The sequence below is a fragment of the Kitasatospora sp. NPDC047058 genome (genome assembly GCF_040643935.1).
Lineage (GTDB): Bacteria > Actinomycetota > Actinomycetes > Streptomycetales > Streptomycetaceae > Kitasatospora.
In genome coordinates this window covers 1-18,645 of record NZ_JBEYVJ010000050.1, presented here as the reverse complement: position 1 = coordinate 18,645, position 18,645 = coordinate 1, and the positions used below count along the sequence as shown (strand labels likewise).

Below are 18,645 nucleotides of genomic sequence, written 5' to 3'. Positions count from 1 at the left end.
GCGTGAACGGACGGAAAGGACGGCGCGCGATGCAGGTCACCATCAACGTGAACGGCGAGGACCGGACGGCCGACGTGGAGCCCCGGCACCTGCTGGTCCGCTTCCTCCGCGACGACCTGGGCCTCACCGGCACCCACTGGGGCTGCGACACCAGCAACTGCGGCACCTGCGTGGTGCTGTACGACGACGAGCCGGTCAAGAGCTGCACGGTGCTGGCGGCCATGGCGGCCGGACACCGGGTGCGCACGGTGGAGAGCCTGGAGACCGCGGACGGCCTCGACCCGGTCCAGCAGGGGTTCATCGAGCAGCACGGGTTGCAGTGCGGCTTCTGCACGCCGGGCATGCTGATGACCGCCCGCGCGCTCCTGGACCGCAATCCGGACCCCACCGACCAGGAGGTCCGCGAGGCCATCTCCGGCCAACTGTGCCGGTGCACGGGCTACCTGAACATCGTCCGGGCGGTCCGCTGGGCCGCGGAACACCCGGCGGAGGCCGCCGCCACCGCCGGTGCGAGCGCCGGGGGCACGTCATGACCGCCGTCGAGGAAACCGGTTCGGCACCCGCGGAGGAGCGCCCGATCGGCTACGGGCGGCTGAAGCGCAAGGAGGACCCGCGGTTCGTCCGCGGCAAGGGGCACTACGTGGACGACGTGCAGCTGCCGGGCATGCTGCACGGCGCCGTGCTGCGCAGCCCGCTGGCGCACGCCCGGATCGTGTCCGTCGACACCTCCGCGGCCGAGTCGCACCCGAAGGTCCGGGCGGTGATCACCGGGGCCACCCTGGAGGGGCTGGGCCTGGCCTGGATGCCCACCCTGTCGATGGACACCCAGGCGGTGCTCGCCACCGACAAGGTGCGCTTCCAGGGCCAGGAGGTGGCGTTCGTCGTCGCCGACGACCACTACGCGGCACGCGACGCCGTCGAGCTGATCGACGTCGAGTACGAGCCGCTCCCCCCGGTGATCGACGCGCGGCACGCGCTGGACGCCGGCACGCCGGTGATCCGGGACGACCTGGAGGGCCGCACCGACAACCGCATCTTCGACTGGGAGGCGGGCGACCGGGCGGAAACCGACGAGGTGTTCGCGCGCGCCGAGGTGGTCGTCGCCCAGGACATGCTCTACCCGCGCGTGCACCCCGCCCCGCTGGAGACCTGCGGCTGCGTGGCCGACCTGGACCCGGTCGACGGCAAGCTCACCCTCTGGTCCACCACCCAGGCGCCGCACGCCCACCGCACCCTGTACGCGATGGTCGCCGGGCTGCCCGAGCACAAGATCCGGGTGATCTCCCCCGACATCGGCGGCGGCTTCGGCAACAAGGTCCCCATCTACCCCGGCTACGTGTGCGCGGTCGTGGGCTCGATCCTCACCAGGAAGCCGGTGAAGTGGGTCGAGGACCGCTCCGAGAACCTGATGAGCACCGGCTTCGCCCGCGACTACCACATGCACGGCGAGATCGCCGCGACCCGCGAGGGCCGGATCCTCGCCGTCCGGGTCAAGGTCACCGCCGACCACGGCGCGTTCAACGGGACGGCCCAGCCCAGCAAGTTCCCGGCCGGCTTCTTCCACGTCTTCACCGGCTCGTACGACATCGAGGCCGCCCACTGCGCCGTCACCGGCGTCTACACCAACAAGGCCCCCGGCGGCGTCGCCTACGCCTGCTCGTTCCGGGTCACCGAGGCGGTGTACCTGATCGAGCGGCTGGTGGACTGCCTGGCGGACGAACTGCGCACCGACCCGGCCGGGTTGCGCATGAGGAACCTGATCCGGCCGGACCAGTTCCCGTACCCGAGCAAGACCGGCTGGGAGTACGACTCGGGCGACTACCCGGCCACCCTGCGCAAGGCGCTGGACCTGGCCGGCTACGACGCGCTGCGCCGCGAGCAGGCCGAGCGGCGGGCCCGCGGCGAACTCATGGGCATCGGGCTGTCGTTCTTCACCGAGACGGTGGGCGCCGGGCCCCGCCGGCACATGGACATCCTCGGCCTCGGCATGGCCGACGGCTGCGAGCTGCGGGTGCACCCGACCGGCAAGGCGGTGGTGCGGCTCAGCGTGCAGAGCCAGGGCCAGGGGCACGAGACGACGTTCGCCCAGATCGTCGCCGAGGAGCTCGGCATCCCGCCGGAGGACATCGAGGTGGTGCACGGCGACACCGACCAGACGCCGTTCGGGCTCGGCACCTACGGCAGCCGCTCGACCCCGGTCTCGGGCGCCGCGGCGGCGGTGGTGGCCCGCAAGGTCCGCGACAAGGCCCGGATCATCGCCGGCGCCATGATGGAGGTCTCCCCCGACGACCTCGAATGGGAGAAGGGCCGCTGGTTCGTGAAGGGCGACCCGACGGCCGCGCGGACGATCCAGGAGATCGCGCTCGCCGCGCACGGCGCGCTGGAACTGCCCGAGGGCGTGGAGGGCCACCTGGAGGCCACGACGGTCTACAACCCGCCCAACCTCACCTTCCCGTACGGCGCGTACCTGTGCGTGGTGGACGTCGACCCGGGCACCGGCGTGGTGAAGGTGCGCCGCTTCGTCGCGGTCGACGACTGCGGCACCCGGATCAACCCGATGATCATCGAGGGACAGGTGCACGGCGGCCTCGCGGACGGCGTCGGCATGGCGCTGAGCGAGATCATCAGCTTCGACGAGGACGGCAACTGCCTGTCCGGCTCCTTCATGGACTACCTCGTGCCCACCGCACTGGAGGTGCCGGCCTGGGAGCTCGGCTACACCGTCACACCGTCCCCGCACCACCCGATCGGGGCCAAGGGCGTCGGCGAGTCCGCGACCGTCGGCTCGCCCGCGGCGGTCGTCAACGCGGTGATGGACGCCATCGGCGTCCGGCACGCCGACATGCCGCTGACGCCCGGGCGGGTGTGGCTGGCGATGCACGGAGGCGTGGAGGCGCCGCAATGAACGCCGCGATGAACAGGATCACCGGAGCATGACGGCGAGCCCGGCGCTGGAGCGGCGGATGGCGGACCTGGCCGGCCGGCAGGTGCCGTTCGTCAAGGTCACCGTGGTGCGTGCGCTGCACCCGACCAGCGCGCAGCCGGGCGACACCGCGCTGGTCCTGGAGGACGGCCGGATCGAGGGCTTCGTCGGCGGGGTCTGCGCCGAGACGACCGTCCGCGTGCAGGCGCTGCGGCTGCTGCGCAGCGGCGAGTCGCTGCTGCTGCGGATCTCGCCCGACGCGCCCGCGGAGCCGCAGGAGGAGGGTGAGTCCGGCACGCTGCTGGTCGCCAACCCGTGCCTGTCCGGCGGCGAGCTGGAGCTCTTCCTGGAGCCGCTGCGGCCCGCCCCGGTGGTGCTGGTGCTCGGCGACACCCCGATCGGCCGGAGCCTGGTCACGCTCGGCGCCGGGCTCGAGTACGACGTCCGGCCGGCCGCCGGGGAGGTCGGCGCGGAGGAACTCGCCGACGTCGCCGCCGTGGTGATCGCCTCCCACGGACGGCAGGAGGAGGGGCTGCTGACCCACGCCGCGCGGGCCGGGGTGCCGTACGTCGCGCTGGTCGCGAGCCGCCGTCGCGGCGCCGCCGTGCTCGACGGCCTCGACCTCACCGCCGAGCAGCGGGACAGGATCCACACGCCGGCCGGGCTGTGGATCGGCGCCCGCACGCCCGGCGAGATCGCCGTGTCGATCCTGGCCGAGCTGGTGGCCTCGCGGCACGCCCTGGCGGTGCACACCGAGGAGGCGGCCGCCGGGCCCGCGCCGCCGTCCGCGGAACCGCAGACCGCGCGCGACCCGGTCTGCGACATGACCGTCGCCGTCGTCGCCGACACCCCGTACTCGGACGCCGGCGGTCACCGGCACTGGTTCTGTTCGACCGGCTGCCGCGACCGCTTCGAGGCCGGGACCGCCCAGCCCGCGGAGACGCCGTGACCGGGGCCGCCACGCCCGGGACGGCCGAGCCGGCCCGGGCGGCCGTAGCACGGGCCGTACCGGACCCGACGGCCCTGCACGCCGCGCTGGACTCCCTCGGCTACCTCGCCGACCCCGGCCTGACCACCGCGCTCTACCTCGCGCTGCGCCTGCCCCAGCCGCTGCTGCTGGAGGGCGAACCGGGCGTCGGCAAGACCGAGGCCGCCCGCGCCCTGGCCGGTGTCCTCGGCAGCCCGCTGATCCGGCTGCAATGCTACGACGGACTCGACGCCGCCGAGGCCCTGTACGAGTGGAACTATCCGCGCCAGCTGCTGAGCATCCGGCTCGCCGAGAGCCGGGGCGTGCCCCTGGCCGAGGCCGACCTCTTCACCGACGCCTTCCTGCTGCGCCGCCCGGTGCTCGCCGCCCTGACCCACCCGGGCCCTCTGCCCGCGGTGCTGCTGATCGACGAGATCGACCGCGCCGACGACGACTTCGAGGCCTTCCTGCTGGAGGTGCTGGCCGAGGCCAGTGTCACCATCCCGGAACTGGGCACCGTGCGCGCCACCGTCACCCCGGTCGTCGTCCTCACCTCCAACCGCACCCGCGACCTGCACGACGCGCTCAAACGGCGCTGCCTCTACCACTGGATCGACTACCCCGACACCGAACGGGTCGTCGAGATCGTGCGCCGCCGCGTCCCCGGGACCGCTCCCTCCCTCGCGGCCGACGTCGCGGCGTCGGTACGCCGGCTGCGCACCCTGGAGGTCCAGAAGCCGCCCGGCATCGCCGAGAGCATCGACTGGGTCGGCGCGCTCACCCTGCTCGGCGTGGAGCGGCTCGACCCCGACGCCGCCGACCGGACCCTCGGCGTCCTCGTCAAGTACCGGGAGGACGTCGACCTGGTCCGCGACCGCGGGCTCGCCTGGCTCGTCGGCCGGCCCGAGGGCTGATCCCGATGGCCGCACCGCCCGCCGGGCTCCCGCCGTTCGACCGGCCCGCCTTCGCCGCCCGCTTCGGCGCCGCGCTGCACCGGGCGGGCGTCCCGGTCACGCCCGAGCGGTCGGCCCGCTTCCTGGACGTCCTGCACCTGCTGCCGCCGGTGGACCCGCCGACGCTGTACTGGGCGGCCCGGCTGGCCTTCGTCACGGCCCGTGAACAGATCGAGCCGTTCGACCGCGTCTTCGCCGCGCTCTTCGGCGGGCGGGCGGACCCCGCCGACAGCCGGGGAGCCCCCGGCAACCCGCCGCTCCCGGGCCTCGAACCCGGCCCCGGCGCACCCCCGGCCGCCGCCCCGGCACCGCCACGCCGGTCCGGTCCCCGGTCCCCCCTGCCGCACGGCCCGCTCCACCGGGACACCGTCGGCGAAGCGCCCGGGCGGCCCGCCCGGACCGGCGCGGAGCGCCTGGTCGGCAGCGCCGCCGAGGCGCTCGCGCAGCAGGACTTCGGCACCTTCGGACCGGGCGAACTGGCCGAGCTGGACCGTCTGTCGGCCGACCTCGCGATCAGCGTCCCGCTGCGCCGAACCCGCCGCCGGGAGGCCGACCCCCGGGGCCGCCACATCGACCTGCGCCGGAGCCTGCGGCGCAGCCTGCGCACCGGCGGGGAGACCGTCCGGCTGGCCCGCTCGCACGGCCGGCTGCGCCGCCGGCCGCTGGTGCTGCTGTGCGACGTCTCCGGCTCCATGGAGCCGTACACCCGCGTCTACGTGCGGTTCTTCTCCCGGCTGTGCGCACGGGCGGGGTCCGGGGTGGCCGCGGAGATCTTCGTCTTCGCCACCCGGCTGACCCGTCTGACGCCGGTGCTGCGGCACACCTCCCCGGATGCCGCGCTGCGCCGGGCGAGCCGGGCCGCCCCCGACTGGTCCGGCGGCACGCTGATCGGGCGGGCGCTCGCGGAGTTCACCGACCGCTTCGGGCGGCGCGGCATGGCCCGGGGAGCGGTGGTGGTGATCTTCTCCGACGGCTGGGAGGGCGAGGACCCGTCGGCCGTCGGCCGCGAGACGGCCCGGCTCAGCCGGCTCGCCCACCGCGTCGTCTGGGTCAACCCCCGCAAGGCCGCTCCCGGTTACGCCCCGCTCGCCGCCGGGATCGCGGCGGCGCTGCCGCACTGCGACGCCTTCGTGAGCGGGCACAGCCTCGCGGCGATGGCGGACGTCTTCGACGCCATCGCCGGCCGCGGGCCGTCGGCGGCCGCCCGGCCCGCACGGACCCCGCGGGCCCGGCCGTAGCCGCAGGCCGCCCGCTGCCGCCTCACTCGGGAGCCGACGCCGGATCGGCTCCCGGCACGGGTGTGGGCCGTTCACTGCTCACGGCCGGTCGCCTGGTCCGCTCCGGTGCGGTTCCGCGGGTCTCACCCCCACCGGGCGGCCACGTGTTCGGCGATCATGATGGTCGGCAGGTTGGTGTTGGCCGAGGGGATGTCGGGCATGATCGACGCGTCCACCACCGACAGGCCCGCCACGCCGAAGACGCGGGCGTCGGGATCGACGACGGCGCCTGCCGCGGGGTCGGCGCCCATCGCGCACGACCCGACCGGATGGTGGTACGTCCAGGTGTGGGCCCGCACCCAGGCCCGGGTCGCCGCCGGGTCGTCGAGCAGCCCCCGGGGGAGGCCGGCCGTCGGCGCGCCGGTGATCGCCGCCCACGCCGGAGTGCGGGTGACGGCCTCGGCGAGCCGGAGCCCCTCGGTCAGCCGGGGCAGGTCCGCATCATGGCCGAAGTAGCCGAGGTCGATGTCGGGCGGCACGGCCGCGTCGGCGGAGCGTGCCAGGACCCGGCCGCGTGAGGCCGGTTTCAGCAGCGCGGCGAACACGGAACACCCGTGGGCTCCGGCGTCGAGGGGGTAGGGGCCGGCCGCCACCAGTTGCAGGTCCGGTGGCCCGGCGGCCGGCCCGCTGTGGCAGGTCGCGACCAGTTGGTACCGGGCGTGGCCGCCGACCGGGCCCGCGAACGGGAAGTCGATCGCGACCGCGGGATGGTCCACGAGGTCGGCCCCCACGCCGGGCAGGTCCGCCACCACCGGCCGGCCGAGCGCCGTCACCTCCGCGGCCGGGCCGATCCCGGACCGCAGCAGCAGCCCCGGCGAGAGGTAGGCGCCCGCCGCGACGATCACCTCGCCGGCGGGGACGACCTCCCCGGACGCGTCCAGGCGTACGCCCACGGCCCGGCCGTGGCGGACGACGACGTCCCGTACGAGCGTGTCGGCGAGGATGCCGAGGTTGGCCCTCGACCGGCAGGGGTCGAGGTAGGCGGAGGCGGTGCTGATCCGCCGGCCGTCCACGGCGTTGACCGGCAACGGCGCCACACCCACCGCCCCCGGCGCGTTGTGGTCCGCGACCGGCGGGAATCCGACCGAGGTGAGGGCCTCCTCGGCCGCGTCCGTGACGGCGGACCGCTCGGCGCCGGCGTACCGGCGGACCGGCAGCGGCCCGTCGCCGCCGTGGTGGTCGGCGGCGCCGAAGTCGAGGTCGTGCTCCAGGCGTACGAAGGAGGGCAGGACGTCCTCGAAGGCCCAGCCGGACGCTCCGGCCGCGGCCCAGGCGTCGTAGTCCGCCGGGTGCCCGCGCAGCGCGAAGGTCGCGTTCACGGCCGACGAGCCGCCCATCACCCGGCCGCGCGGCAGGTCCAGCCCCGGCGCACCGCGGACGCCGACTCCGTGCAGGCCCCAGTCGTGCGAGGCCGCCGGCCCCTGCCTCCCCTCCGCGAGGTCGGCCGGGAGCGCCCCGGCCCCGTAGTCCGGCCCCGCCTCGATGAGCAGCACCCGCCGCGCCGGGTCCTCGCTCAGCCGGGCGGCGAGGACACAGCCCGCGCTGCCTCCCCCGACGATCACGACGTCGTACGAAGTGCTCATCGCGCGCCTCCCGTTCCAGGCTGCGCCCCCGGCCTGCCCGGGGCCAGTCGGCGGCCGGGCGCCGGTGACGGCGCGCCGACGGCGCCCGCCGGGCCGCCGACGGTCGGACCTCGCCGGGAGACCGGAGTCCCGGCTGTTCCCGGACAGGCCCTCCGCCGTTCGGCGGGGCCGGAACCCCCCGAACGGCGGGTGGCAATTCCGGCATCTGTTCCGCAATCAGGCAGGCGCACCTGAAATGTCTTGCATTCAACTACAAAGGCGCGGCCAAATCCCGCCCTGCAACGCCGGCCGTTCACCGATCCGCCCGTCGCGAGATGTGCATCACCCTTTCATTCCCGTCACTCCCGGAAAGCCGCCTGATGGAGCCCAGATCGCGCACTCCACCGGCTCCGACCGACTCCGGGCTGGAATCCGAAGGCATATGGAGGTGCTAGCCTGTGTTTTGGGCGAGCGGGAGGTCAAGCGCTCTTCACTTCGCATAAGTTGACCCGTGATCAGCGGATATTCGAACCCTCGGTACCGCAGCCCGGCCCTCCCGGTCCGGCGACCCCTAAAGGGCCGCACGGAATCGCACATTCCGCAGACCTCCGAATCACCGATCGCCCTCGACCGATAGGGCGGGGACGCGCTACCCCGCGATCCTCCGCCCAGTCCCCGCATGCCTCAAAGCAGGAACTGATGCCCGTTCTATCGACAGCCGAACTCATACGGTTCGTGCGCCGCAATTCACCCTTCTATGCGGAGCTCTACTCCGGCCTGCCGGACCGGACGACGGAGCTGACCGATCTCCCGGTCGTCCCGCAGACCGAGTTCTGGCAGGCGAACACGCCCCGCGGCAACCGGCTGCTGACCGGACCGCTGGAGGAGGCGGTGGTCTTCAAGAGCGGTGGCACCACCGGCTCGCCGAAGTTCTCCTTCTACAGCCGGGCGGAGTGGCGGGAGTTCACCACCTCGTTCGGCGCCGGCCTGGTCGATGCCGGACTGCGCCCGGGGCACCGGGTCGCCGATCTCTTCTACGCGGGCGACCTGTACGCCAGCTACACCTTCATCCTCGACGCGCTGCACCGCTCGCCCGTCGCCAACGTCCGGCTGCCGATCGGCGGCGCGGCTCCGCTGGAGTCGACCGCGCAGACCCTGGAGCAGTTCGAGGCCGAGGTGGTGGCCGGCACGCCGACCACGCTGTGCGGGCTGGCCGATCACCTGCTCGCCTCCGGTCGCGAGCTTCCGCACGTGGAGCTGCTGCTGTTCGGCGGCGAGGGCCTCTACCCGGACCAGCAGCCCCTGCTCGCCCGGGTGTTCCCCAACGCCCGTGTCTCCTCGATCGGTTACGCCGCCGTCGACGCCGGGCTGCTCGGCCGGCCGGTGCCCGGACCGGACACCCGGGTGCACCGGGTGTTCGCCCCGGAGACGATCGTGGAGATCCTCGACGACCACACCGGTGAGCCGGTCACCGCCGAGGGCGTGCCGGGCCGGGTCGTGGTGACCGACCTGCGGCGGCGGCTGATGCCCGTCCTGCGCTACCCCGTCGGGGACCGCGCGGAGTGGACCGACGTCGCCGCCGGGCAGTTCCGCATCCTCGGCCGGGCCCAGGAGGGCGTCCGGGTGGGGCCGGTGTCGCTGTACACCCAGGACGTGCTCGACCTCGTCCGCGCCGCCGACCCGGCCGGCCGGGTGACCGGCGTGCAGCTGGTGGTGCGCCGCTGGGACGGGCGGGACGGGCTGGTGCTGCGCCTGGCCTGCGACGGGAACCCCACCGGGCTCCCCGAACTGGCCGCCGCCGTCGAGGCCCGGATCCACGCGGCGCGGCCGCTGTACCCGGAGGCGGTCACCGCCGGCTACGTCCACCCGCTGTCCGTCACGTGGGTGCGCCAGCACGAGCTCACCGTCAACGCGCGGACCGGCAAGCTGATCCGCGTCCTCGACGAACGGCCGCACTCGTGACGGCCGCCGCGACGGCCGCGCGCCGTCTGCCGCTCGTCCTGCGCAACCGGCGGTTCGGCACCGTGTGGACCGCGCAGGTCCTCACCCAGGCCGCCGGACGGATGTTCCAGGTCGGCACGGTGTGGTGGCTGGTGGGCCACGCCGCCGACGCGGACCGCGGCCTCGCGTCCGGCGCCCTCCTCGCCGTCGGCACCCTGCCGGCGGTCGCACTGGCGCCGCTGGTGGCCGCGCTCATCGCCCGCCGCCCGCACCGGACGGTGCTGGGCGCCTCGGCCGCCGTCGCCGGTCTGGTCGCCCTCGGCACGGCCGGCTGGGCGTACGCCGCGGCACTGCCGATGGCCGTCGTGTACGGTGCCGCGCTGCTGCTGGCGGGCTGCCAGGCGGTCTTCGACCCCTGCCTGACCACGTCCGTTCCCGAACTGGTCGACGACGCCGACATCGAGACCGCGACCGGGTTCGAGCTCGGCACGCAGTCGCTGGCCGGGCTCGCCGGCGGGCTGCTGGGCCCGCTGGTGGTCGACTCCGCGGGCCTGACCGGCATCGTCGCCGGGTGCGCCGGCGCCTACCTGCTGGCGGCCGCGCTGATCGGCACGACCCGCTTCCCGGCCGCGGCCACAACGGCCGACGCCACGGCTGCGGACGCGGACGCCACGGCCGCGGGCGGCGACGCACCCGCCCGGCCCCGGCCGCTGCGCCGCATCCTGTCCGAACTGCCCTTCGTCCGGCGGGTGTTGCTCTGCTTCACCGCGGCCAACCTGTTCACCACGGCGGTGTTCGTGGTGATGCCGCTGTACACCCGGACGGTGCTGCACGCCGACGGCTCGACCGTCGCCGCCCTGGAGGCGGCCCTCGGCGCCGGCACGCTGGTGGGCTCGTTCACCGCCGGCCGCCTCCCGGGCGCGCCCACCGCACTCGGTGCGGCCTGCCTGGTCCTGATGGGCCTCTCGCTCGGCCTGCCCGGCCTGGCCCCCGGCCAGGCCTCCGCGGTCGGGTCGATGGCCGTCGCCGGCTGGTGCGTGGGCGTGATCGGCGTGCGGTTCGTGGCGCTGTTCCAGCGGCTGGTGCCGGCCGAGGACCGGCCCGGCTTCTTCGCGGTGATGCAGGCCCTGCTGGGGGCGACCTTCCCAGTGTCGTCGCTGGTCTTCGGCCTGCTCGGCGACCACCTCCCGGCACGGACGCTGTGCCTGGTCCAGGCCCTCGGCGTGCTGCCGGTCGCCGCCGCCCTGTGGTGGACCGGCCGGCGCGAGCCGGACGGACCGGAGCCCGCCGCGGTCCCGCACCAGGACCCGGCCGCACAGCCGATCGGGGACGCGCGATGACCGTGACGATCGCCCCCGCGGCCCCGCAGGACGTCGCACAGCTGCGCCAGCTCTACTTCGACGTCTACGGCCACGGCTATCCCGTCGCGCTCGGCAGCGACCCCGAGGAGATGCGCCGCCTGATCGCCGACCCGCACACCCACTGGCTGACCGCCCGGGACGAGGGCGCCGGCCACCTGGCCGGGTCGGTGGCCGTGCAGACCGACCCGGGCAGCCGGATCGGCAAGCTGGTGGGCCTGGCGGTCCACCCGGACCAGCGCGGCGGCGGCCTGGCCGGACGGCTGACCGCCGACGTGTGCGCGGACGCCTTCGCGACCGGCGCCCTGGACTCCGTCTACGCGACCGTCCGGGTGGTCACCCCCGGCCCGCAGCAGGTCTTCGTCCGCAACGGCTTCCAGGCGCTCGGCCTGATGCCGAACGCCGTCGAGGTGGCCGGGTGCGAGAGCCTCGCGCTGTTCGCCCGGCACGCCGACGGCGTCCTGGCCCGGCGGGAGAGCGTCGGCCACGTGCCGGGCGCCCTGCTGCCGCTGCTGGAGGCGGCCCGGCGGAGCACCGGCCTCGGGTACGGCCACCCGCGCCCGGCGGACGGCCCCGCCCTGCCCGCCGGGCGGGGCGCGCCGGTGACCGCCCCGATGGAGCTGCTCACCGCACCCGGCTTCGTCCGCCGCCGGTTCCTGGAGCTCTTCCCGGACCCTGGCGACCGGTTCTTCCCGCTGCACGTCCCGAACGCCGTCCTCACCCCGCCGGACGGCGCGTTCGAGGCGTACGCCGACCTGGACCCGGTCGCGGCGAGCTGCTCGCTGGTCGCCGTGCACCCGTCCCCGGCAGCCGTCACGGGGAAGCTGGAGCCGCTGATGGCGGCCGTCACCCGCGCGGGTGCCGACTACGTCGAGACGCTGCTGCCGCTGGCCGACACCGCCGGGCTCGGCGCCTTCCTGGCCGCCGGGTTCATCCCCAGCGCCGTCTACCCGGCGATGCGCCGGATCGGCGACCGGTACCACGACTACGTGGTGCTGTCCCGGACCAGCCGTCAGATCGATTTCAGGACCGCGGCCGTCAGCGGCCCGCTCCAGCCGTACCTGGCGGCCTACCTGACCGCCTGGACCTCGACCTACCTGACACTTCCCGAGGTTGCCCCGTGACCGTCCATCCCGTGAACGCCCATCTCGCGCCGGTCGAGGTGCCCGACCCCGCCGCGCTCCCGCACGTGCAGCAGCTGTGCGACCTGACCTCCCCGTACGCGGCCGGGCCCGAGGCCGACGCCCTGTTCGCCGCCGCGATGGCCGAGACCAACGCGTGGCACGCGCAGCGCTCGCCGTTCCTCCGCTCGCTGCTGGACGGCCCGGAGGAGACCCCGGCGCCGACCGTCGGCGAGGGCGTCCGCACCCCCCTGGTGCACGCCAACTTCTTCAAGCGGCACGAGGTGCTCTCCATCCCGCGCGAGGAGGTGTTCCTCCACCTCACCTCCTCCGGCACCACCGGCCAGAAGTCGCAGATGTTCTTCGACACCTGGACGATCCGCTCCGCGCAGCGCATGGTCGCGCGGATCTTCGACCACTACGGCTGGATCACCCCCGACCAGCCGGTCAACTACCTGCTCTACAGCTACGAACCCGCCCCGCAGCTGAAGCTCGGCACCTCGTTCACCGACAACTACCTCTGCGACTTCGCCCCGGCCCAGCACACCACGCACGCACTGCGGCACACCGGCGGCGGCCACGAGTTCGACGTCCACGGCTGCATCGCGGCACTGCAGCGCTACGCCCAGGAAGGCCTTCCGGTACGGATCCTGGGCTTCCCCGCCTTCCTGCACTTCACCCTGGAGCGGATGCGGTCCCTCGGCCTGCCGCCGCTGCAGCTGCCGGCCGGCTCCCTGGTCCTGCTCGGCGGCGGCTGGAAGGGCCACACCGACCGGCAGATCGGCAAGGACGAGTTCTACGCCGCGGTCAGCGGGCAGCTGGGCATCCCCTCCGAACGGATCCGCGACACCTTCGGCTCGGTCGAGCACTGCGTGCCGTACATCGAGTGCGGGCACCACCGCCTGCACGTCCCGGTCTGGTCGCGGGCCGCGGTGCGCGACACCCGCACCCTGGAACCGCTGCCGTACGGCGGACGCGGCTTCCTCCACCTGGTCTCCCCGTACATCACCTCGGTGCCGGCGCAGAGCGTCGTGATGGGCGACCTCGCCTCGCTGCACCCCGCAGCCGAGTGCCCCTGCCCCCTGCCCACGCCGTGGTTCACCGTCCACGGCCGCGCCGGGGTCAGCCGCAACCGCAACTGCGCGGCGGCCGCCGCCGAACTCCTGAAGGGACTGTCGTGACCACCGGACCCCACTACTGGCAGGGCTCGTTCATCGACGACGAGGAGGCCGCCCGCCGGCTCGCCGGGCTCCCGGAGCTCGCCGCCCGCACCCTCGCCGACCCCCTGCCCACCGAGCTGGTGCTGAGCGCCTGCCAGCGCCTCGCCGACGCCCTCGCCACCCCGGGCGGCCCGGTCCGCGCCCGGCTGCTCGCCGAGGTCACCGGTGACGGCACCGACCCGGACGAGGCGTCGGCGACCCTCGCCGAGATCGCCGACGCGGTCGCCCGCCCGGCCCTGGAACGGAAGCTCCGGCGCGAACTCGGCGGACTGCGCCCCGAGCGCCTCACCCGCCCCGACGCGCGGGAGACCACCTTCGAGGCCTGGGCGCCGGTCGGGCTGCTGGTCCACATCGCCCCCGGCAACGCCGCCGCCGTCGCACCGCTCAGCGTCATCGAGGGCCTGCTCACCGGAAACCTCAACGTGCTGAAGACCAGCAGCACCGACACCCCGCTCGCCCAGCACCTGCTCGCCGAGCTGGCCGCCGCCGACCCGACCGGTGCCCTGGCCCGCCGGATCGTCGCGCTGCGCTTCCCCTCCGCGCGTACCGAGTGGCTGCGGCTGCTGTGCGAGCCCGCCGACGCGGTGGCGGTCTGGGGCGGCGAGGACGCCGTCCGCTCGGTCGCCGAGCTGGTCCCGGCCGGCTGCCGGCTGGTCGAGTGGGGCCACCGGATCTCCTTCGCCTACCTGACCCGCGACGCCTGGTCGGACGCGGTGTCGCTGGACGCACTCGCCGCCGACGTCTGCCGCTTCGAGCAGCAGGCCTGTTCCAGCCCCCAGGTGATCTACCTCGACACCGAGGACGACGGTGAGGTCTTCGCCTTCGCCGAGCGCTTCGCCGCCCACCTCGCCGAGGCCTCCGCCAAGCTCCCCCGGCCCGCGCTCGACCCGGCCGAGCACGCCGAGATCACCACCACCGAACTCATCGCCCGGCTGGAGGAACACCTCGGCCTCACCCGGGTCGTCGCCGCCGAGGACGGCTCCTGGCGCGTCCTCGCCGACACCCGCCCCGCCCTGGCCGCCTCGCCGCTCCACCGCAGCGTCTGGGTCAAGCCGCTGCCCCGCACCTCCGTGCTGACCGTGCTGCGCCCGATGCGCCGCTACCTGCAGACCGCCGCGATCGCCGGCAGCCGGGCCGACGTCGCCCGGCTGTCGCAGGCGGTCCTCGCCGCCGGCGTGCTGCGGGTCACCCCGCTCGGCGGGATGCTCGACAGCTACCACGGCGAGCCCCACGACGGCGTCTACGCGCTCCAGCGCTACAGCCGCCGCGTCAGCGTCCGGACGGACGAGGCCTTCGCCACCACCGCCTGCCTGGACGACCTGGCGGCCCCCGCCGTCGTCCCGGCCGCGCCGAGCGGCCCGCTGCTGGACAAGGCCGGCGTGCAGGAGCAGCTGCGCACCCTCGCGCCGGCCCACGCCCACCTGTACTTCCGCAGCGGCGGCAGCACCGGCGCCCCGGCCCTGTCGGTGTTCACCAACGCCGACTACGACACCCAGATGCGGGCCGCCGCCGACGGCCTGCTCGCCGCCGGGTTCGACCCGGCCCGGGACCGCGCCGCCAACCTGTTCTACTGCGGCGGCATGTACGGAAGCTTCATCAGCTTCTTCTCGATCCTGGAGCGCCTCAACGCCACCCAGCTCCCCATCGCCGCCGGCCCCGACCACGCCGCCACCGCCGAGGCGCTGGTGACGTACGGCGCGGACACCGTGTTCGGCATGCCCTCCTACCTCTGGCAGCTGTTCCACTCCCAGGCCGACGTGCTGCGCGCGTACGGCGGGATCCGCAAGGTGTACTACGGCGGCGAGCACTTCACGGCCGAACAGCGCCGGGTGCTCACCGAGGAGTTCGGCGTCCGGCTGATCCGCTCGGCGGCGTACGGCAGCACCGACCTGGGGCCGCTCGGCTACCAGTGCACCCACGCCGAGGGCTCGGTCCACCACGTCCTGACCGACCTGCACACCCTGGAGATCCTGGACCCCGGGGCCGACCGCCCGGTGGCCGCCGGGCAGCCGGGCCGCCTGGTCTTCACCAGCCGCACCCGGGCCGGGCAGCGCCTGGAGCGGTACCAGATCGGCGACCTCGGCCGCGCCGTCGAGGGCGTCTGCCCCTGCGGCAGCCACACCCCGCGGATCGAACTCCTCGGCCGCTACGGGGACGTCGTCCGGGTCGGCACCTACTTCCTCAACGTCCGGCGCTTCATCGCGGTGGCGGAGGAGGACCTCGGCTACCGCGGCGAGCTGCAGCTGGTCCTGGACGCCGGTGACGGCCGCGAGCAGGTCACCGTCCGGCTCGACGAGCGGTACGCCCCGGACGCGACGGCCGCCCGCGCCGCCTTCCTGGCCGCCGTCCCCGAGCTGGGTGCCGCCGTGGCCGAGGGGCTGCTCACCTGCACGGTCGAGACGGCCGGCACCGCCGCCTTCGAGCGGACGGCCACCAGCGGCAAGCTCCGGACGGTGATCGACCGGCGGGAGCCCACGGCGTGAAACCGTCCGCCCGCGGGGGCCCGGGACACCGGGTCCCCGCGGGCGCGCCCGGTGCCGGCCGGGCTCGGGCCGGAGGGCTGCGCACCGGCCCCGCTTGACAGTGGCGGCGACCGGACGTAGACGAAGAAGCATGAGCCGGCACGAGCCCGTCGAACAGGCGGAACCGCACGGAGGCACGGCGGCCACCTCGGCCGCGGGCGCCGGCGGCCCCGCACTCGCAACCGGGGCGGAGGCGTCCGACCGGCTACGGGCGGAGTGCGAGGACGCCCTGGTCACGGCGGTGGTCAAGGCCGTCGCGGAGAGCGCCGCCCACGCCGGAAGCATCTTCCTCCGCTCCCGGGACGGCCGCTCCGTCGTGCTGGCCGCCACCTGCGGCACCCCGCCCTCCCTGCTCGGCGGCTGGCGGCTCATCCCGGTCAACAGCCCCATCCCGGTGGCGGTGGCCTACCGCTCGGGCCGGACGGTCCACCTGGCCGACGCCGCCGAGACGGCGCGCCGTTACCCCCAGCTCGCGGTGGCCCTGCCGTACCCGTTCGGCTCGGCGTCGGTGCCGGTCCGGGCCGGCCGGGAGAGCTTCGGGGCGCTGGCGGTGGTCTGGGCGGCGGCCTCCGGGCCCCCGGGGCTGTCCCGGGCCCGGCTCCGTCACCTGCGGGCCATCGCCGCCCGCCTCGGCGCCACCCTCGCCGACCTCCGGGCCCGCGGCGGCGCCCTCGACTGCGACGCCGGCACCGTCCCCCTCCAGGTCCCGGCTCCCGACGTCCCGGCGGTGCGGGTCGGCCTGTTCGACTGGCGGCTCGACACCGGGGCCGTGGTCGCCGACGACGAGTTGTGCGCCCTCTTCGGTCTCGCCCCCGGCACCTTCGACGGCCGGGCCGAGACCCTGGCCTCCCGGCTCCATCCCGGCGACCGGCTGTCGCTCCGGGCCGCGGCCCGCGCCGCCCGCGCGGACGGCAGGGTGCTCGCCCGGCGACTGCGCGTCCGCACCACCGACGGGTACCGCACCGTGGAACTGTGGGGGCGCGTACCGGAGGCACCCGGGGAGGAGGCCCGCTCCCATCTGGTCGGCAGCGTGCTCGACGCCGGGGCCGGCACCGCAGCCGTCACCGCGGTCGAACGACTCCGGGACGGACTCTTCTCGCTCACCCCGGACGGCCAGGTCACCTACACCAACCGCGGCCTGGAGCAGCTGCTCGGGGTGTCCGGCCCCGAGCTGCTCGGCAGCTGCCTCTGGGAATGCGTCCCCTGGCTGTCCGATCCCGTCTTCGAGGACCGGCATCGGGCTGCGATGGTCTCGCAGCAGACCACCACCTTCCTGGTCTGCCGCCCGCCGGACCGGTGGCTCGCCTTCTCCCTGCACCCGGACGCGAACGGCGTCACCGGCAGGGTGGCGCCCGCCGCCCCTCCGCAGCCACCGAAGACGGCCGCCGGGCAGCCGGTGGGGGCCCGGGAGCCCGGGGAGGCTGCCGAGGATCCGACCGGTTCCGAGGACTCGACCGGTGCACCGCCGGACGCCCGGCCCGGCCCCTCCGTCCCGGACCCACCGGTCGACCGGGCGGCACCCGCACGCCTCGGCGCCATCTACCGCATGATGCAGCTGGGCAGCGCGCTGACCGCGGCGGTCACCATGGACGAGGTGTGCGAGGTCGTCGCCGGCCAGCTCCTGCCGGCCTTCGGCGGACAGCACCTGGCCGTCTACGCCATCGAGGAGGGAAGACTGCACCTCCTGTTCCACACCGGCCACCACGACCGCTTCCTGCACCAGCTGGAAGGCAAGCCGCTCGACGCCCCGCTGCCGGGGACGGAGGCACCGGCCCTCGGCCTGCCGCTGTTCATCGAGGAAGCGGCGGGGGCGTGGGCCTACCTGCCGCTCATCGCCTCCAACCGTCCCGTCGGCGCCTGCCTCCTCGGGTTCGACGACGCCCACCACCTCACCACCAAGGACCGCGGCATCCTCACCGCGCTCAGCGGTCTGATCGCCCAGGCCCTCGAACGCGCCCGCCTCTACGACGCCAAGAACGCCCTCGCTCACGGCCTGCAGAACGCGCTGCTGCCGCACCGCCTGCCCGACCTGCCGGGCATCCGCACCACCGGCCGGTACCTGCCCGGCACCAGCGGGATGGACATCGGCGGCGACTGGTACGACGTGATCCCCACCGGGGACGGCGTCGCCCTCGTCGTCGGGGACGTCGAGGGCCACAACATCGCAGCAGCCGGCACCATGGGCCAACTCCGCAGCGCCGTCCGCGCCTTCGCAACGGCCGGCCACTCCCCCGGAGCCGTCCTGGCCGGCACGAACCGGCTCCTGGCCGACCTCGATCCCGGACTGCTCGCCAGTTGCTGCTACATCCGCGTCGAGCCCGCCGGCGACTGCGCCTACGCCGTCCGGGCCGGGCACTGCCCGCCGCTGCTGCGCCGCCCGGACGGCAGCACCGAGGTACTGGAGCTGGCCGGCGGCCCGCTCCTCGGTGTCATCGGCACCAGCAGCTATCCGGAGACCCGGCTGGACCTTCCCCGCGGGTCGGTCCTCGCCCTCTACACCGACGGCCTCGTCGAGGAACGCGGCCACGACATCGACCTGGGCATCGACGAGCTGCGGTCCTCGCTGGCCCACGCTCGCGCCGGAGACCTCGATGAACTCGCCGATCAACTGCTCCGCAAGGCCCGGCGCTCCACCCACCGCTCCGACGACATCGCCCTGCTGCTCACCGGCTACCACCACGACCCGGCCTGAACCCCGGCAATTCCCGGGAAATGCAGAGAACCCCCGTCCGGTTTCCCGGGCGGGGGTTCTCTGTGAATGATTGTTCGGCGGCGTCCTACTCTCCCACAGGGTCCCCCCT

12 protein-coding genes are annotated in these 18,645 nt (G+C 74.8%); 11 read left to right on the top strand and 1 reads right to left on the bottom strand.

From position 1 onward, the window contains the following. The first annotated feature begins 29 nt into the window (after positions 1 to 29). The 5 genes from ABZ885_RS10765 (at position 30) to ABZ885_RS10745 (ending at position 6,081) form a co-directional block, all read left to right on the top strand. Positions 30 to 533: a (2Fe-2S)-binding protein gene (locus ABZ885_RS10765; RefSeq protein ID WP_360186191.1), complete on the top strand. Its 504-nt coding sequence runs from the start codon at positions 30 to 32 to the stop codon at positions 531 to 533. Then, positions 530 to 2,905, top strand: coding sequence for an aerobic carbon-monoxide dehydrogenase large subunit (locus ABZ885_RS10760; protein WP_360186188.1), 2,376 nt, complete (start codon positions 530 to 532; stop codon positions 2,903 to 2,905). The genes ABZ885_RS10765 and ABZ885_RS10760 overlap by 4 nt, the downstream gene beginning before the upstream one ends. Positions 2,906 to 2,933: 28 nt before the next feature. Next, a complete protein-coding gene (locus tag ABZ885_RS10755; protein ID WP_360186185.1) occupies positions 2,934 to 3,872 on the top strand; it encodes an XdhC family protein in 939 nt (312 codons plus the stop codon). A gap of 74 nt (positions 3,873 to 3,946) precedes the next feature. Then, entirely contained in the window at positions 3,947 to 4,804 is an 858-nt protein-coding gene (locus tag ABZ885_RS10750) for a MoxR family ATPase (RefSeq protein WP_360186231.1), read from the top strand. Between the two features lie 5 nt (positions 4,805 to 4,809). Beyond that, positions 4,810 to 6,081 carry a VWA domain-containing protein gene (locus ABZ885_RS10745; protein WP_360186182.1) on the top strand — a complete coding sequence of 424 codons (1,272 nt, stop codon included), beginning with the start codon at positions 4,810 to 4,812 and terminating at the stop codon, positions 6,079 to 6,081. A gap of 122 nt (positions 6,082 to 6,203) precedes the next feature. On the opposite strand, the gene ABZ885_RS10740 is transcribed toward ABZ885_RS10745, so the two are convergent. Further along, positions 6,204 to 7,703 (bottom strand): GMC family oxidoreductase N-terminal domain-containing protein, encoded by a 1,500-nt coding sequence (locus ABZ885_RS10740; RefSeq protein ID WP_360186179.1) that lies wholly within the window; start codon positions 7,701 to 7,703, stop codon positions 6,204 to 6,206. A 678-nt stretch (positions 7,704 to 8,381) separates the two neighbouring features. On the opposite strand from ABZ885_RS10740, the gene ABZ885_RS10735 reads away from it, so the two are divergent. The 6 genes from ABZ885_RS10735 (at position 8,382) to ABZ885_RS10710 (ending at position 18,536) form a co-directional block, all read left to right on the top strand. Then, positions 8,382 to 9,644, top strand: a complete 1,263-nt coding sequence (locus ABZ885_RS10735; RefSeq protein WP_360186176.1) for a phenylacetate--CoA ligase family protein — start codon at positions 8,382 to 8,384, stop codon at positions 9,642 to 9,644. Continuing rightward, positions 9,641 to 10,963 carry an MFS transporter gene (locus tag ABZ885_RS10730; protein ID WP_360186172.1) on the top strand — a complete coding sequence of 441 codons (1,323 nt, stop codon included), beginning with the start codon at positions 9,641 to 9,643 and terminating at the stop codon, positions 10,961 to 10,963. The genes ABZ885_RS10735 and ABZ885_RS10730 overlap by 4 nt, the downstream gene beginning before the upstream one ends. Continuing rightward, a complete protein-coding gene (locus ABZ885_RS10725) occupies positions 10,960 to 12,105 on the top strand; it encodes a GNAT family N-acetyltransferase (RefSeq protein WP_360186169.1) in 1,146 nt (381 codons plus the stop codon). The genes ABZ885_RS10730 and ABZ885_RS10725 overlap by 4 nt, the downstream gene beginning before the upstream one ends. Positions 12,106 to 12,116: 11 nt before the next feature. Further along, positions 12,117 to 13,283 (top strand): acyl-protein synthase, encoded by a 1,167-nt coding sequence (locus ABZ885_RS10720; protein ID WP_360186229.1) that lies wholly within the window; start codon positions 12,117 to 12,119, stop codon positions 13,281 to 13,283. Then, the gene (locus ABZ885_RS10715; RefSeq protein WP_360186166.1) at positions 13,280 to 15,805 is read left to right on the top strand and encodes an acyl-CoA reductase; all 2,526 of its coding nucleotides are present in this window, start codon (positions 13,280 to 13,282) and stop codon (positions 15,803 to 15,805) included. Before ABZ885_RS10720 ends, ABZ885_RS10715 begins: the two co-directional genes overlap by 4 nt. Before the next feature lie 130 nt (positions 15,806 to 15,935). After that, a complete protein-coding gene (locus ABZ885_RS10710) occupies positions 15,936 to 18,536 on the top strand; it encodes a SpoIIE family protein phosphatase (protein ID WP_360186164.1) in 2,601 nt (866 codons plus the stop codon). Positions 18,537 to 18,645: the final 109 nt, after the last annotated feature.

Excerpts from the sequence above, each read along its gene's own strand:
- ABZ885_RS10765 (WP_360186191.1), top strand. The coding sequence starts at position 30 with ATGCAGGTCACCATCAACGTGAACGGCGAGGACCGGACGGCCGACGTG.
- ABZ885_RS10760 (WP_360186188.1), top strand. The coding sequence starts at position 530 with ATGACCGCCGTCGAGGAAACCGGTTCGGCACCCGCGGAGGAGCGCCCG.
- ABZ885_RS10755 (WP_360186185.1), top strand. The coding sequence starts at position 2,934 with ATGACGGCGAGCCCGGCGCTGGAGCGGCGGATGGCGGACCTGGCCGGC.
- ABZ885_RS10745 (WP_360186182.1), top strand. The coding sequence starts at position 4,810 with ATGGCCGCACCGCCCGCCGGGCTCCCGCCGTTCGACCGGCCCGCCTTC.
- ABZ885_RS10740 (WP_360186179.1), bottom strand. The coding sequence starts at position 7,703 with ATGAGCACTTCGTACGACGTCGTGATCGTCGGGGGAGGCAGCGCGGGC.
- ABZ885_RS10735 (WP_360186176.1), top strand. The coding sequence starts at position 8,382 with ATGCCCGTTCTATCGACAGCCGAACTCATACGGTTCGTGCGCCGCAAT.
- ABZ885_RS10725 (WP_360186169.1), top strand. The coding sequence starts at position 10,960 with ATGACCGTGACGATCGCCCCCGCGGCCCCGCAGGACGTCGCACAGCTG.
- ABZ885_RS10710 (WP_360186164.1), top strand. The coding sequence starts at position 15,936 with ATGAGCCGGCACGAGCCCGTCGAACAGGCGGAACCGCACGGAGGCACG.